The organism is Sphingomonas sp. 4RDLI-65 (assembly GCF_049472435.1).
GTDB lineage: Bacteria > Pseudomonadota > Alphaproteobacteria > Sphingomonadales > Sphingomonadaceae > Sphingomonas.
Genome location: NZ_JBCEBT010000002.1, coordinates 101,189 through 116,024, shown reverse-complemented (window position 1 = coordinate 116,024; position 14,836 = coordinate 101,189). Strand labels below are relative to the sequence as shown.

The following is a 14,836-nucleotide window of genomic DNA, read 5'->3' as shown; positions in this document are numbered from 1 at the left end:
TCAGAAGATCAGCTTCACACCGACCAGCGCCAGCACGGTCGCGAGCACCGGCACCAGCACCCGGTCCGAGACACGCGTCGCGATCAGGCTACCGACGATGATGCCGGGGATCGAGCCGATCAGCAGCGACACCAGCAGGTCTACGTCCACCGAGCCGAGGATCCAGTGACCGATTCCGCCGAGCAGCGTTAGCGGCACGGCGTGCGCGATGTCCGAGCCGACAAGCCGGTTGATCGGCAGTTTCGGGTAGAGGATCAACAGCGCGGTCATGCCCAGCGCGCCGGCACCTACCGAGGTCAACGAGACTAGCACGCCAAGGACTGCGCCGAGGAGGATCGTCAGCATCGCCTGGCGTTCGCCGCCGACGGTGCCGATCCGTGGGGTCAGCCACGCGACGATCTTGCCGCGGAAGAACGTCGCGACCGCCGACAGGATCAGCGTCACGCCCAGCACCGCGGTGATCGCGTGGCCGGTGTCGGACGATTTCTCGCCGAGATGGTTGAGCACGAGCAACGTCGCGATCGCCGCGGGGACGCTGCCGGTGGCGAGCCGGCGGACGACGCGCCAGTCGACCGTGCCGCGCCAGCCATGCACCGTCGTCCCGACCGTCTTGGTCGCCGACGCGTAGAGCAGGTCGGTGCCGACCGCGGTGGCGGGGTGGAAGCCGAAGACGAGCACCAGCAGCGGCGTCATCAGCGATCCGCCGCCGACACCCGTCAGCCCGACGATAAGGCCGACGAGCACGCCGGCCACCGAATATAACAGGTTGATATCCACGTGGGCGGTTAGCCGGCGCCACGCGCGGGCGTGTTGACGCCCATCGACTGGAGATATTTCTTCACGTTGCGCGCCGCCTGGCGGAGCCGCTGTTCGTTCTCGACCATCGCGATCCTCACATAGCCCTCGCCGTTTTCGCCGTAGCCCACCCCTGGGGCCACCGCGACATGCGCGTGAGTCAGCAATTGTTTGGTGAACTCAAGGCTACCTAAATGCGCGAGTGCGGGAGGTAGCGGGGCCCAGGCGAACATCGAAGCGCGGGGGCTGGGAATATCCCAACCGGCGCGACCGAAGCTCTCGACCAATACGTCGCGACGCTTGTGATAGAGCTGGCGGTTGCGCTCGACGATGTCCTGCGGGCCGTTGAGCGCGGCGCAGGCGGCGGCCTGGATCGGCGTGAACGCGCCGTAATCGAGGTACGACTTCACGCGAGTCATCGCCGCGATCAGCGTCTTGTTGCCGACCCCGAAGCCCATCCGCCAGCCGGCCATCGAATAGGTCTTGCTGAGCGAGGTAAACTCGATCGCGACGTCCTTCGCGCCCGGCACCTGGAGGATCGAGGGGGTCGGCTTGCCGTCGAAATACAGCTCCGAATAAGCGAGGTCGGAGATCACCCATAGCTTGTGCTTCTTCGCGAACGCGACGACGCGCTCGTAGAAGGCGAGGTCGACGACCTCGGCGGTCGGGTTCGACGGATAGCCCATCACCAGCACCGACGGCGCGGGCACGGTGAACGCCATCGCGCGCTCGAGGCTCTCGAAATACGCCTCGTCCGGCGTGGTCGGCACCGCGCGGATCGTCGCGCCGGCGATGATGAAGCCGAAGGTGTGGATCGGATAGGACGGGTTGGGCGCGAGCACGACGTCGCCAGGCGCGGTGATCGCGGTGGCCAGACTCGCAAGGCCTTCCTTCGAACCCATCGTCACCACGACCTCGGTCTCGGGATCGACATCGACGCCAAACCGCCGGCCGTAATAGTTCGCCTGGGCCTTGCGCAGGCCTGGAATGCCCTTCGACTGCGAATAGCCGTGCGCGCTGGGTTTGCGCGCGACTTCGACGAGCTTCTCGATGACGTGCTCGGGGGGCGGCAGGTCGGGATTGCCCATGCCGAGATCGATGATGTCCTCCCCGCCCGCGCGCGCCGCCGCCCGCATCGCGTTCACTTCGGCGATGACGTAGGGGGGCAAGCGTTTGATGCGGTAGAAGTCTTCGGACATGATCGGCCTCATGTTGGAGGAGCGGGTGCTGTACCGCAGGTGAGGGGAGGCGTCACCCCAATCCCCAATTGCCGTCACCCAGCGAAAGCTGGGGTATCCCGGTTCGCTTCAAGTCGATCCTCCCCCGCCAGGGGGAGGTGGCACCGAAGGTGACGGAGGGGGAGGGAGGCGCCACCTCCGTTCCGTGTCCTCCCCCTCCGTCTGGCAAGGGCCAGCCACCTCCCCCTGGCGGGGGAGGATCGTCGGGCTCTGGCGATGCGGTCACGCTTCCGCTCGACCCACACCTGCGTTAAGCTCCGGAAAAAGCAGAGGACGTCATGGCCGAAACTCCTCCTACTCCGAGCCTGCCCGATCTCCAGCACTGGACCTGGGTGATGGGGCGTGCGCAGCAGATGATGATGGAACAGGGGCTCGCGGCGATGCAGGCCAAGCCCGAGGGTATTCCCGCGATTCCCGGCTTCACCGACCCCGCCACGCTGGAGCGCGCGCGCGATTTCTGGACTGAGAGCCTGACGCTGTGGCAGCGGTTTCTCGATCCCGCCAAGGCGCCCGAGCCTGCCCCCGTCACCGACAAGCGTTTCAAGGCGCCGCAGTGGCGCGAACCCGTGTTCGACCTGATCCGCCAAAGCTACGAACTCATTGGCGACCACATGCTCCGCGGCGTCGAGGCGGTCGATGGCCTCGACCCGAAGCAGAAGGAGCAGTTGCGGTTCGCGACCAAGGGGTTCGTCGACGCAATGAGCCCGACCAATTTCGCGCTGACCAACCCGCAGGTGATCGAGAAGACGATCGAGACGCGCGGCGAGAATCTGCTCAAGGGCTTGCAGAACATGATGGCGGATCTTGCCCGCGGGCAGGTGACGCACACGCCGGAGGGCGCGTTCGAGCTCGGGCGTAACCTGGCGATGACGCCGGGCAAGGTCGTCAAGCGCACGCCGCTCTACGAACTGATCCAGTACAGCCCGACCACCGAGAAGGTGCTGGCGACGCCGCTGGTCATCTTTCCGCCGTGGATCAACCGGTTCTACATCCTCGACTTGACGCCCGAGAAGAGCTTCATCCGCTGGGCGGTCGAGCAGGGCATCACCGTGTTCATGGTGTCGTGGAAGTCGGCCGACGCAAGCATGAGAGACGTGGTCTGGGACGATTATATCGCCGCGCAGATCGACGCGATCGACACGGTGCGGACTGCGCTGAAGGTGCCGGCGGTGCACACGATCGGCTATTGCGTGGCGGGGACGACGCTGGCGGCGACGCTTGCGCTGCTAGCGGCGCGCGGCGAGGCGGCGAAGGTCGCGAGCGCGACGTTCTTCACGGCGCAGGTCGATTTCGCGCAGGCGGGCGAGCTGCAGCATTTCATCGATGACGAGCAGTTGAAGATGGTCGCGTCGCTGTCGCCCGAGGGGTTCCTCGACGGGCGCTACATGGCGACGACGTTCAACCTGTTGCGCGGGCGCGACCTGATCTGGAACTATGTCACGCAGAATTACCTGCTCGGGCAGGATTACGTGCCGTTCGACCTGCTCCATTGGAACGGCGACACCACCAATCTGCCGGCGAAATGGCATCTGAGCTATCTGACCGATCTCTACCGCGACAATCTGCTGGTCACGGGCACGATGACGGTGGACGGGACGCCGATCGACCTCACCAAGGTGACGACACCCGCTTACGTTCAGGCGGGGCGCGAGGACCATATCGCGCCGGCCGAGAGCGTGTGGAAGCTGACCCAGCTGTTCGCCGGACCGTTGAAGTTCGTGCTGGCGGGGTCGGGCCACATCGCCGGAGTCGTGAACCCGCCGGCTGCGGGCAAGTATCAGTTTTGGACCAATCCCTCGCCGCATACGACGCTCGACGACTTCGTTGCAGGGGCTACCGAGACCAAGGGAAGCTGGTGGCCAGACTGGGTCGAATGGGTGCGCGCGATCGATCCGAAAACCGTGGCAGCCAAAGGGGTTAGGCATCCCGGCAAGGGGTCTCTCGCGGCGCTCGGCGATGCCCCCGGTGAGTACGTCAAAAGCCGGTAGCGCTACCTTCCGTTAACGTCATGGTGCAGTGCACAATTTCGTTGTGCGACGCCGCGAATCGTGTATCAAGGACCACGACATAACTCCGAAGAGAGGTGCGTGGATGGTGGATATCGTGAAACGGACGGCCAAGGCCGGTTCGAAGCCTGTCGCCACCGCGAAGGCTCCTCGGACCGTCGCCAAGCCGGCTCAACCGGCACCCAAGCCGGTCGCCAAGACGCCGGCGATCGACACACCTCCCGCGGCTGCTTTTGTATCGCCGCAACCGGACACTCCCGCCCCGATTCTGGCCGTCGCGCCGTCGGGGATCCCAGCTAGTGAAACTCTAGCCAGCGAACCAAAGGACGCCACGATGGACACGATCCAGAGCATCACCGAGAAGACCAAGGCCCTGTTCACCAACGGGTTCAGCGGCACCACCACCAGCGAGTTCAGCGAGCAGGCCAAGGGCGCGATGGAGAAGTCGGCGAAGATGGTGGAGGACATGACCGCATTCGGCAAGGGCAACATCGAGGCGCTGGTCGAATCGTCGAAGATCGCCGCGAAGAACGTCGAAGCGCTCGGCCATGAAGCCGCCGAATACGCCAAGACCTCGTTCGAGAGCGCGACCGAAGCCGCCAAGACGCTCGCCGCCGCCAAGTCGCCGACCGATTTCATGAAGCTCCAGGGCGATTATGCGCGCACCGCGTTCGACACGATGATCGCCGAAGGCTCGCGCTCGACTGAGCGGATGCTCAAGATGTTCGGCGAGTTCGCGCAGCCGATCTCGAACCGCGTTGCGGTCGCGACCGACAAGATGAAGATCTCGGCATAAGTCGATAGCGCCACGCCTTCGGGCGGTGCGACGAGAAGGGGGCGGCCGTCATGCGACGGTCGCCCCCTTTTTCGTTTGTGGATTTCGCGCGGATTTCGCATGGGGTGTGCGGGCGCCCCCTTGCCCTTGCCCCCCGGCATGCCATATTTTGGCAGCATGGTGTTGACCCCCGAAATGAAGCTGGCCGTAATGATGGCCGAGCGCCGCGACGATGGTGGCGAGGATGGCAATGACGGCACCGGTGCCGGCATCGCGACCAAAACGCGTGCCAAGACCAAACAACCGACGCCGTACCGCGTGCTGATGCTCAACGACGATTATACGCCGATGGAGTTCGTCGTGCTGTGTCTCCAGCGCTTCTTCCGCATGGACATGGAGGCCGCGACGCGCGTGATGCTGCACGTCCATCAGAAGGGCGTCGGGGTCTGCGGGACGTTCAGCTACGAGGTCGCCGAGACCAAGGTGTCGCAGGTCATGGATTTCGCCCGCCAGAACCAGCATCCGCTGCAATGCACGCTCGAAAAGGCGTGAGCCTGACGCTTTGAGTTACTCCTCCCCCGCAAGGGGGAGATGGCATCGAAGGTGACGGAGGGGAGGTAAGCGCCAACCTTGGTTCCGTATCTGCCCCCTCCGTCTGGCAAGAGCCAGCCACCTCCCCCTGGCGGGGGAGGATCGAGATAATCGCCTACCGCGCGGGTGGCAGCCAGCGCAGGTCCAGCCGATCGAACCGATCGATATAATTCGCCGCCTGCGCCAGCATTGCCTCGTTGAGCAACGTCACGCGACCAGCCTCGCGCCGGATCAGCCCATCCTCTTCCAGCTGTCGCAGCATCCGGTTGACGTGCACCGCGGTGAGCCCGGTGGCATCGCCGATCTCCTCCTGCGTCAGCCCGAGCGTAAAGCTGTTGCCCATCGCCCGGTCGCGCATCCGCATCCGGTTGCGCATCTCGATCAGCAACGCCGCGATCCGCGCCTTGGCCGAGGTGCGACCCAGCGCGGCGAGCCGGTCGGTCAGCGCCACCTTCTCCATCTGGTTCATCACCATGATGATCGCCGACAGCCGCGGATGATCGGTGACGAGCGCAGTCATCGCCGAGCGATCGAACGCGCACACCGTGCAGTCGGTCAGCGCGACCACCGTCTCGGGCGAATCGCGATAAACCAGCGCGGACACCGCCAGCATGTCGCCGGCATAAAGGAAGCGGAGGATCTGGCGGCTGCCGTCGTCGAGCAGCACATAGCTCATCGCCATGCCGCGTTGCAGAATGAAGAGTTCGGCCTGCGGATCGTTTTCGCGCACGAGGACGGCACCGCGACGCAAGTCGCGCGGGCGGTCCTCCAACCGCGCTAGCGCAGCCTTTTCGTTCATCGACAAGTCGATGAGATCGCCGACGCGGTCGGCGAAGCAGCTGTCCGGCACTCTATAATGGTCCCCAATGTTAGAGAACCACAGAGCAAAGCTAGGATTTCCGTGCATTAAAGTCGATCAAGCAGGGGGCGTTAGCGCCAGAGAGGGGGCGGCGGGGGCCAACGCGGGACTTGTCCTCGACCAGCGTCCACCTGTCGCCGGATCATCGCGCGGCCCTTGCGTAGAACGCCAGTGGCGATAGACACCCGGGATGGACCGTATTCTCATTCGCGGCGGCAATCGCCTGTCCGGGCGCCTGCCCATTTCCGGTGCGAAGAACGCCGCGCTCACGCTGATGCCGTGCGCGCTGCTGACCGAAGAACCGCTGACGCTGCGCAACCTGCCGCGGCTGGCGGATGTCGACGGCTTTGGCCATCTGCTCAACCAGCTTGGCGCGTCGACCGCGATCCAGGGCACGCGGCCCGAGGATTTCGGCCGGGTGATGACGATCCGCGCGGGCAACCTCACCTCGACCGAGGCACCCTACGACATCGTTCGGAAGATGCGCGCGTCGATCCTGGTGCTCGGGCCGCTGCTCGGGCGTGGTGGCGAGGCGACGGTGTCGCTCCCGGGTGGCTGCGCGATCGGCAATCGTCCGATCGACCTGCATCTGCGCGCACTTGAGGCGATCGGTGCCGAACTCGAGATGGCCGCGGGCTATGTGAAGGCGATCGCGCCGGGTGGCCGCCTGCCGGGCGGCCGCTTCCGCTTCCCGATCGTGTCGGTCGGCGCGACCGAGAACGTCGTTATGGCGGCGGTGCTCGCCAAGGGGACGAGCGTGATCGAGAACGCTGCACGCGAGCCCGAGATCGTCGACCTCTGCAACTGCCTCGTCGCGATGGGCGCGTCGATCGACGGGATCGGCACCGAGACGCTGACGATCGAAGGCCGCGACCGATTGCACGGCGCGACCTATGCGGTGATGCCCGACCGGATCGAGGCGGGCAGTTACGCGTGCGCCGCGGCGATCACCGGCGGCGACCTGGAGCTGGTCGGCGTGGATGTCGCCGACATGGGCGCAACGTTCGATGCGCTGGTCGAGGCCGGCGTGTCGGTGACGCCGACCAAGGACGGCGTGCGTGTCGCGTCGGACGGCGTGCTGAAGCCGCTGACGCTGTCGACCGCGCCATATCCCGGGTTTGCGACGGACATGCAGGCGCAGTTCATGGCGATGCTGTGCAAGGCGGACGGCGCGAGCGTGCTGACCGAGACGATCTTCGAGAACCGCTATATGCACGTGCCGGAACTGGCGCGGATGGGCGCGGATATCCAGGTGCGCGGGCGGACCGCGGTGGTGCGTGGCGTCGACAAGCTGGTCGGGGCGCAAGTTATGGCGACCGACTTGCGCGCGTCGATGAGCTTGATCCTGGCGGGGCTTGCGGCGGATGGCGAGACGTCTGTGGGCCGGGTGTATCACCTCGACCGCGGGTATGAGCGGTTGGAAGAGAAGCTGAGCGCGGTCGGTGCGGATATCGAGCGCGCTAGCGACGGGTGAGTGGGACCTTCCCACCACCCCGGCGAGGGCCGGGGGCCAATTGGAAAGGTCGTCCTGATACGCGCTTAGAGCTGTTGCTAAGCGGTTCCCCCGCGAAAGCGGGGGCCCAGGATCAAGCAAGACTGTCGGTGGTAATCCGGTAGACCTCTACTCAGCGCCGCCGGCAAAGCCGCCGTCGGACGGGTTCGGCCTAGCCGACCCGCCGGCCGTGCCGGGCGCTGCCCGCTTCGCATTGCTCGCGGGCATCGGCTGCGCTGTGCGCTGCCTGCGCCCGTCAGTACATGTGCTGCCCGCCATTGATGCTCAGCGTCGACCCGGTCACGAACCCGCCCTCTTCCGAGCAAAGAAACGCTACCCCGCGTGCAATCTCGTTAGCCTGACCCAGCCGCCCGACCGGGATTTTCGCGACGATCTTTTCCAGCACGTCGGCCGGCACCGCCGCGACCATGTCCGTATCGATATACCCCGGCGCGATCGCGTTGACCGTTACGCCCGCCCGCGCGCCCTCTTGCGCCAACGCCTTCGTGAACCCGTGGATGCCCGACTTCGCCGCAGCATAGTTCACCTGGCCGTATTGCCCAGCCTGCCCGTTGATTGAGCCGATGTTGACGATCCGCCCCCATTTGCGCGTGCGCATGCCGGGAAACACCGCCTTGGCCATGTTGAAACACCCGCCAAGATTGGTGTCCATTACCTCTTTCCAATCCTGGTACGTCATCTTCAGGATGGTGCCGTCGCGGGTGATGCCGGCGTTGTTCACGACGATATCGACATCACCCAGATCGGCGGCGACCTGCGCGCAGCCGGCCTGGCACGCGTCGTAGTCGGCGACGTCCCACTTGTACGCCTTGATCCCGGTGCGCTCGGTAAACTCGCGCGCCCGCTCGTCGTTGCCGGCATAGGTTGCCGCGACGGTCAGGCCCATCTCCTGCAATGCTAGGCTGATCGCTTCGCCGATTCCGCGCGTACCACCGGTTACAATTGCCACGCGTGCCATCAGTCTCTCCTCGGTTCAGCCTTTTGCCGGAGGCTAGACAGCCCGCACCCAACCTTCAAGCTCGCGCGCCAAAATGCTGCGCAGCATTTCGACGCCGACCGGGCTGTCGTTAAGGCAGGGGACATAGGCGAAGTGCGTCCCGCCAGCCTCTTCGAAGCTCTCGCGCCCGCGGATCGACAGCTCCTCCAGAGTCTCCAGGCAATCGGCGGAAAAGCCCGGCGCGAAGATCGCCACCTTGGTCTTGCCGGCCTTGGCAAGCGCGACGAGCGTCTCGTCAGTCGCCGGCCCCAGCCACTTCTGCGGCCCGAACCGCGACTGGAACGCGATCGTCAGCTGGCGGCCCATCCGCTCGCCAAGCAACCGCGCGGTCTTCTGGCAGTGGCAGTGATAGGGATCGCCCTGCTGCAACGTCCGCTTCGGCATCCCGTGGAAGCTGGCGACGATCGCGTCGGGGGTGAAATCCAACGCCGCGAGGCCCTCTTCGAGCGAGGCCTTCAGCGCGTCGATATAGAGCGTGTCGTCATAGTAAGGCGGCAACGTGCGGATCGCCGGCTGCCAGCGCAGCCCGGCGAGATGCTTGAACGCCTTGTCGTTCGCGGTCGCGGTCGTTGCTGCGCAATATTGCGGGTAGAGCGGCGCGAGCAGGATGCGCTCGCACCCCGCCGCTTTCATCGCGGTCAGCCGGTCCGAAATCGATGGATTGCCGTAGCGCATCGCCCAATCGACCAGCACTTCCGGTCCGAACGCATCCTTCAGCGCCTCCGCCTGCAACCGGGTGATCGCGGCGAGCGGCGAGCCATCCTCGCGCCACACCTGCGCATAGGCGTGCGCTGACTTTTTCGGGCGCGTGTTGAGGATGATGCCGCGCAATATCGGCTGCCACGCGATCTGCGGGATCTCGACGACGCGCGAATCGGACAGGAACTCGCCGAGATAGCGCTTCACCGATTTCGCATCGGGGCCATCGGGCGTGCCGAGGTTCATCAGCAGCACGCCGATGCGGGGCTTGGGAATCGGGGGGTGATCGGGAGGCAGGGTCATGGCGCTGGTCTTAAAGGCAAATTGCGGATGCGGAAGCCCGTTGACGCATAGAGCGCATTGGCGATCGCCGGCGCGACCGCGGGGACGCCGAGTTCGCTTACGCCACCGGGGGCTTCGTCGCTGCGGATGATCTCGACGGTGATGTCGGGGGTGTCGGCGAGGCGGGGCAGGGCGATCGTGTCGAACCCGCGTGCGTCGGCGAGGCCGCGGGTGAAGCCGGTGGAGGCTCCGAGTGCGGAAGCCATGCCGAAGATCAGCCCGCCCTCGATCTGCTGGCGGACGATGTCGGGGTTGATCTGCGCGCCGCAGTCGACCGCGGCGACCAGCCGGTCGACGACCGGGCGCTGGCCCGCGCCCATGTGCGCCTCGGCCATCACGGCGATGTAGCTGCCTCGGAACGCGTGGCCTGCGATGCCTTGGCCGCTGCCGGCGACGCCGCCGTTCCAGCCACCGAGCGCAGCCGCGGTCGACAGGCAGCGCGCGAGTCGCGGTTCGCCGCCGAGCATGCCGATGCGGAACGACATCGGTTCGGACTGGGCCGTGCGCGCCAGTTCGTCGAGGAAGCATTCGGTGAAGAACGTGGTGTAGCCGTGTGCGCCGCCGCGGAGGTGGCCGGTAGGTATGCCGATCTCGGCCGGGTGGTGGTCGATCGCATAGGCTGGGATGCGATAGGCGGGCGTTGCACCCGCCACGGCGTAGCGGTCGCCCTTCGTGCCGATCAGCGCGGCTTCGGTGGCGAGTCCTGGCATCATGCGGCGGGCCATCTCGGCGCCGGTGGAGGGGGCTGCGATGTTTGCGGACCAGCCCATGATCGCGCCGTTGGGGGCGAGCCGTGCGGCCATCTTCGCGACTGCGGGCGGGCGATAGCGATCGTGGAGCGAGTCTTCGCCGCGCGACCAGACGAGGCTGACCGGGCGTCTCAGCTTTACCGCGAGCACCGCCGCCTGTTCTGCGACGTCGGGTTCGAGCGCGGCGCCGAACGATCCGCCGATCAGCATCGGGTGGACGACGACGGCATCCTCGCTGAGACCCGCGGCGCGCGCCGCAGCCGATCGTGCGAGCCCCGGTGCTTGCGTCGCCAGCCAGAGTTCGAGCCGGCCGTTCGAGAAGGAAGCCGTCGCGCTGCGCGTCTCGATCGCTGCGTGCAGGCCTAGCCCTGCACGGTAGGTCGCTGTGACGAGCTTGGCGCCTTGGAAGGTTGCGGCGACGTCGCCCGTCTCAGCCATTCGCGTGCCCGGTCGCGTAAGCGCCGCATCCAGTGCAGCGCCGATCGACTTGGTATCGGGCAGGGGGGCGTCGTTCTCGAACCGCGGCGCGAGCGCATCGAGCGCCTTCTGCGCCGCCCACCACGTCGTCGCCACCGCGGCCACCCAACGCGGGTTCTCGACGATCGAGAGCACGCCGCGGATGCGGTCGGCGGCGGCACGGTCGACCTTTTTCAGGCGACCGCCGACCGGGCCCTGGCGGATCGCGGCGTGGACCATGTCGGCGAGGCGGACGTCGCCAGCGAAGTTCGCCGAACCGTCGACCTTCGCTGGCGTGTCGAGTCGGGGGACCGATTTGCCGACCAGCTTGCCTGCGCCCTGGATGCCGAGCGGGAGGGGATCGGGGAGAGTGAACTTCGCGGCTTCCTCGGCCAGTTCAGCGAAGCGGATGCGCTTGCCGCCGTAGGTACAGAAGCCGGCGTCGACGTTGACCTGGGTCCAGTCGGCGTCCCAGCGCTTGGCCGCCGCCATGCAGAGCAGTGCGCGGGCGCCCGCGCCGGCTTCGCGACAGGCTTGTTCGAACATCCGGATCGAACTCGATCCGCCGGTGAGCATCGGTGGCTGTACGATGCCGTCCGGGAGGCGGTCGAACAGGCCTTCGAACAGGTCGTGCGTGGCGATTCCGTTGGCGTAGAGCGGGTTGAGGGGGGCGGGCTCGACGCCGATCGTGCGCCAGTCCGCGCCGAGTTCGTCGGCGACGATCTGGGGGAGGGTCGTGTAGACGCCCTGGCCGTGTTCGACCTGTGGGACGGCGACGGTGACGTGGCCGTCGGTGCCGATCTTGAGCCAGGCGCCGAACGCGGTTTCGCCGGGGTTCGCGACGAGATTGGGGGCGTAGGTGCGCGGCCATAGACCCCAGGCTACGACGAGCCCGATCCCCGCGCCGCCGCCGACTAAAATCTCACGCCTGCTAATCATGAGGTGGCTCTAATCCTTCTCCCCCACGGGGAGAAGGTGGCGCGGAGTCACGTCTATCTTCCCTCGTCATCCTGACGAAAGTCAGGACCCAGAGCCAAGCAGCTGTGCCTCCCCGTTATCCTGGGTCCTGACTTTCGTCAGGATGACAGAAATGGGAGACCGCTTATCCCACAAATTCAGGCCATCGCTCGGTACGTTGCCTTGAGCGAGACCTTGTCGATCTTCTCCGTTCCGAGTCTCGGCAGCGGGGAGTCCGAAATCCAAATCCGCTGCGGTATCTTGAACGCGGCGATGTGCTGGTGGAGGAACGCGGTCAGGTCGTCCGCGGTCAGCGTCTCGCCGTCCTGCGGGACGACAACCGCGCCGGGCACCTCGCCGAACCGCTCGTCCGCCAGCCCGAAGACCGCGGCCTCCGCGACCGCCGGATGCTCGTACAACGCCGCCTCGACCTCCTGGCACGAGATGTTCTCGCCGCCGCGGATGATGATGTCCTTTTTGCGGTCGACGATGAACAGATAGCCGTCTTCGTCGAGATAGCCGATGTCGCCGGTCCGGAAATAGCCGTCGGTGGTGAACGCCGCGGCGGTTGCGTCGGGGCGGTTCCAATATTCCTTGAAGTTGCAGATCGAGCGGATGCAGACCTCGCCGCGCTGGCCCTGGTCGACCGGGTGGCCCGCGTCGTCGAGAATCGCGAGGTCGACCAAAGGCGCGCCGGGGCGGCCCGCGGAATTGGGCTTGGCGAGGTAGTTGCCGCGCCAGTTGCCGGTGCCGACCGCGTTGGTCTCGGTCAGGCCGTAACCGATCAGCGGCGCGCTTCCGCCCATTTCCTCGTCGATCCGGCGGACGTGGTCGACCGGGCGCGGCGCGCCACCCGCGGCGAAATCGGTGACGGTCGAGAGGTCGTACTTCGCGCGGTCCGGGTGGTTGAGGATCTCGAAGCTCATCAAGGGCACGCCGACGAAATAGGTCACGCCCTCCGCCTCGATCAGCCGCATCGCCTCGCCCGCATCCCATTTGGGCATGAGCACCAGCTTGCGGCCCATCGCGAAGCTCTGGAGGAAGACCGGCACTTCGCCGGTGATGTGGAACAGCGGGATCGTCAGCAGCGTGACCGGTTGGCCGACCGGCGGATTGCCTTGCGCGGTGGCGATGCCGACCATCATCATCGCCTGGCCAAGATAGTTGAAGATGCTCTGCACGATAGCGCGATGCTCGGAGAGCGCGCCCTTCGACTGTCCAGTTGAGCCGCTCGTGAACAGGATCGTCGCGTGATCTTCCGGCCCGAGCCGTGGTAGGTCGGCGGTGTGATCGTCCTTTGCGAATACGGCTGCGAGGGCGGTGTCGAGCGCCCGCGAATCGTCGATCTCCACCACCGGCGCCGCCAAGCCTGTGATCTGCGCCAGTCGCTTCACCCGCGGCGGATCGGCGAACACTAGCGCGCAATCGACCTCGCCGATCGCCGTCTCCAGCTCCTCCGCCTGCCACCAGCCGTTGAGCAGGGTCGCGACGCCGCCGGCCATGATGATGCCCATGTAGAGTATGATCCACGACGGCGAATTGCGCATGGCGATGCCGACTCGGTCGCCTTTCGCGATGCCGTACCCGCCGATCAGGGCACGGGCGGTGCTCTCGGCCGCCGCGTAGACTTCGCCGAAGGTTAGCCGCTCGTCGCCGGAGACGAGGAAGACGGCGTCGCGGTGCTCGTTGGCGTAGTGCGCAAAATAATAGCTGAGTGCGGGGGGCGCGGCGGCGATCGTCGGCAGCGTGACTCCGAACCGCTCGGCCGACCCGAGCGGCAGCATGCCGTCGGGCGCGGTCAGCGCGGCCATCGTCGAATCCATAGCTACGTCTAGCTCGGTCCGCATATCGCTCTCCTACTTGGTCTTATCGTTATCGGTCTTTATGCAGGGGCGAACGCGTGGGGAAAAGCCTTTGATCCTGTCGACCATCACCGCCGCTGCGGGCGCCGTAGCGCCTGCCGTCGGCAGTCACATCCGCTTCGAGGATTTGGGGCTTCACCCCGACGTCTTCTCGATCGGCTTCTTCACGCTCCGGTGGTATAGTCTTGCCTATATCGGCGGCATCCTGCTCGGCTGGTGGTATCTGCTGAAGCTGCTCGCGCAGCCCGGTGCGCCGATGGCGCGGCGGCATGCCGACGACCTGGTGTTCTACGCGACGCTCGGCATCATCCTCGGCGGGCGGCTCGGTTACGTGATCTTCTACGCACCCGAGATGTTCCTGCATCCGCTGCGGATCTTCCGGCTCTGGGACGGCGGGATGTCGTTCCACGGCGGGGTGATTGGCACGTCGATCGGGCTGATCCTGTTCGCGCGGAAACATCAGCTCAACTGGTTGCGCGTGCACGATTATATCGCATGCTGCGTACCCTTCGGGCTGTTTTTCGGGCGGCTCGCGAACTTCGTCAACGGCGAGCTCTGGGGCAAGCCGACCAATGTCGCCTGGGGAATCATCTTCGAGCGCACCGTGCCGTTCGGCATGGTCGAGCCGGCGCGTCACCCGAGCCAGCTGTACGAGGCAGGGCTGGAAGGCATCCTCCTGTTCGCGCTGCTTTGGTTCGCGTTCTGGAAGACCAAGGCGCGGTATGATCCGGGCAAGCTCGTCGGGTTGTTCGTGCTGGGGTACGGTCTTGCGCGGTTCACGGTGGAGTTCTTCCGCGAGCCGGATTCGCAACTGCGGGCGTTTGCCGAGCATACCGGTCTGCACATGGGGCAGTGGTTGTGCGTGCCGATGATCATTGGCGGCGGGTATCTGGTGGCGACGGCGGCCAAGCGCCGCGTGCGGGTCGAGTCGATCGCGGGGACGGCGAGCGTCGCTTAACGCCCCTCCCGCTTGCGGGAGGGGTTGGGGGAGGGCATG

Annotated in this window: 12 protein-coding genes; 5 read left to right on the top strand and 7 right to left on the bottom strand. The window is 66.0% G+C overall.

Annotated elements, in window-relative coordinates:
* Complete coding sequence (locus VH567_RS05420) at positions 1-777, bottom strand: sulfite exporter TauE/SafE family protein (RefSeq protein WP_423323930.1); 777 nt, start codon at positions 775-777, stop codon at positions 1-3.
* Between the two features lie 8 nt (positions 778-785).
* Complete coding sequence (locus tag VH567_RS05415) at positions 786-1,994, bottom strand: LL-diaminopimelate aminotransferase (RefSeq protein ID WP_093398371.1); 1,209 nt, start codon at positions 1,992-1,994, stop codon at positions 786-788.
* Positions 1,995-2,311: 317 nt separating this feature from the next.
* Between VH567_RS05415 and VH567_RS05410 the strand changes: the two genes are divergently transcribed.
* From VH567_RS05410 to clpS, 3 genes are all read left to right on the top strand, one after another.
* Positions 2,312-4,021, top strand: a complete 1,710-nt coding sequence (locus tag VH567_RS05410) for a PHA/PHB synthase family protein (RefSeq protein ID WP_423323928.1) — start codon at positions 2,312-2,314, stop codon at positions 4,019-4,021.
* Between the two features lie 352 nt (positions 4,022-4,373).
* Entirely contained in the window at positions 4,374-4,835 is a 462-nt protein-coding gene (locus tag VH567_RS05405) for a phasin family protein (protein ID WP_423323924.1), read from the top strand.
* Between the two features lie 192 nt (positions 4,836-5,027).
* The gene (gene clpS, locus VH567_RS05400) at positions 5,028-5,366 is read left to right on the top strand and encodes an ATP-dependent Clp protease adapter ClpS (RefSeq protein ID WP_131587736.1); all 339 of its coding nucleotides are present in this window, start codon (positions 5,028-5,030) and stop codon (positions 5,364-5,366) included.
* 154 nt (positions 5,367-5,520) lie between these two features.
* On the opposite strand, the gene VH567_RS05395 is transcribed toward clpS, so the two are convergent.
* Positions 5,521-6,204, bottom strand: a complete 684-nt coding sequence (locus tag VH567_RS05395) for a Crp/Fnr family transcriptional regulator (RefSeq protein ID WP_423324985.1) — start codon at positions 6,202-6,204, stop codon at positions 5,521-5,523.
* Positions 6,205-6,454: 250 nt separating this feature from the next.
* On the opposite strand from VH567_RS05395, the gene murA reads away from it, so the two are divergent.
* On the top strand, positions 6,455-7,738 hold the full coding sequence (gene murA, locus VH567_RS05390; protein WP_423323922.1) for a UDP-N-acetylglucosamine 1-carboxyvinyltransferase: 1,284 nt from the start codon (positions 6,455-6,457) through the stop codon (positions 7,736-7,738).
* Between the two features lie 274 nt (positions 7,739-8,012).
* On the opposite strand, the gene phbB is transcribed toward murA, so the two are convergent.
* The 4 genes from phbB to VH567_RS05370 form a co-directional block, all read right to left on the bottom strand.
* Positions 8,013-8,735, bottom strand: a complete 723-nt coding sequence (phbB, locus tag VH567_RS05385; RefSeq protein WP_423323920.1) for an acetoacetyl-CoA reductase — start codon at positions 8,733-8,735, stop codon at positions 8,013-8,015.
* Positions 8,736-8,768: 33 nt separating this feature from the next.
* Positions 8,769-9,776, bottom strand: a complete 1,008-nt coding sequence (hemH, locus tag VH567_RS05380) for a ferrochelatase (RefSeq protein WP_423323918.1) — start codon at positions 9,774-9,776, stop codon at positions 8,769-8,771.
* Complete coding sequence (locus VH567_RS05375) at positions 9,773-11,959, bottom strand: molybdopterin cofactor-binding domain-containing protein (RefSeq protein WP_423323916.1); 2,187 nt, start codon at positions 11,957-11,959, stop codon at positions 9,773-9,775. The genes hemH and VH567_RS05375 overlap by 4 nt, the downstream gene beginning before the upstream one ends.
* A gap of 176 nt (positions 11,960-12,135) precedes the next feature.
* The gene (locus tag VH567_RS05370; RefSeq protein WP_423323914.1) at positions 12,136-13,824 is read right to left on the bottom strand and encodes a class I adenylate-forming enzyme family protein; all 1,689 of its coding nucleotides are present in this window, start codon (positions 13,822-13,824) and stop codon (positions 12,136-12,138) included.
* Positions 13,825-13,861: 37 nt separating this feature from the next.
* Here VH567_RS05370 and lgt point away from each other — a divergent pair, with 37 nt between their 5' ends.
* Positions 13,862-14,797 (top strand): prolipoprotein diacylglyceryl transferase, encoded by a 936-nt coding sequence (lgt, locus tag VH567_RS05365; protein ID WP_423323912.1) that lies wholly within the window; start codon positions 13,862-13,864, stop codon positions 14,795-14,797.
* Positions 14,798-14,836: the final 39 nt, after the last annotated feature.

What these genes read in the sequence shown, in the direction of transcription:
- VH567_RS05415 (WP_093398371.1), bottom strand. Translation starts at nt 1,994, where the DNA reads ATGTCCGAAGACTTCTACCGCATCAAACGCTTGCCCCCCTACGTCATC.
- VH567_RS05410 (WP_423323928.1), top strand. Translation starts at nt 2,312, where the DNA reads ATGGCCGAAACTCCTCCTACTCCGAGCCTGCCCGATCTCCAGCACTGG.
- VH567_RS05405 (WP_423323924.1), top strand. Translation starts at nt 4,374, where the DNA reads ATGGACACGATCCAGAGCATCACCGAGAAGACCAAGGCCCTGTTCACC.
- clpS (WP_131587736.1), top strand. Translation starts at nt 5,028, where the DNA reads ATGGCCGAGCGCCGCGACGATGGTGGCGAGGATGGCAATGACGGCACC.
- VH567_RS05395 (WP_423324985.1), bottom strand. Translation starts at nt 6,204, where the DNA reads ATGAACGAAAAGGCTGCGCTAGCGCGGTTGGAGGACCGCCCGCGCGAC.
- murA (WP_423323922.1), top strand. Translation starts at nt 6,455, where the DNA reads ATGGACCGTATTCTCATTCGCGGCGGCAATCGCCTGTCCGGGCGCCTG.
- phbB (WP_423323920.1), bottom strand. Translation starts at nt 8,735, where the DNA reads ATGGCACGCGTGGCAATTGTAACCGGTGGTACGCGCGGAATCGGCGAA.
- hemH (WP_423323918.1), bottom strand. Translation starts at nt 9,776, where the DNA reads ATGACCCTGCCTCCCGATCACCCCCCGATTCCCAAGCCCCGCATCGGC.
- VH567_RS05375 (WP_423323916.1), bottom strand. Translation starts at nt 11,959, where the DNA reads ATGATTAGCAGGCGTGAGATTTTAGTCGGCGGCGGCGCGGGGATCGGG.
- VH567_RS05370 (WP_423323914.1), bottom strand. Translation starts at nt 13,824, where the DNA reads ATGCGGACCGAGCTAGACGTAGCTATGGATTCGACGATGGCCGCGCTG.
- lgt (WP_423323912.1), top strand. Translation starts at nt 13,862, where the DNA reads ATGCAGGGGCGAACGCGTGGGGAAAAGCCTTTGATCCTGTCGACCATC.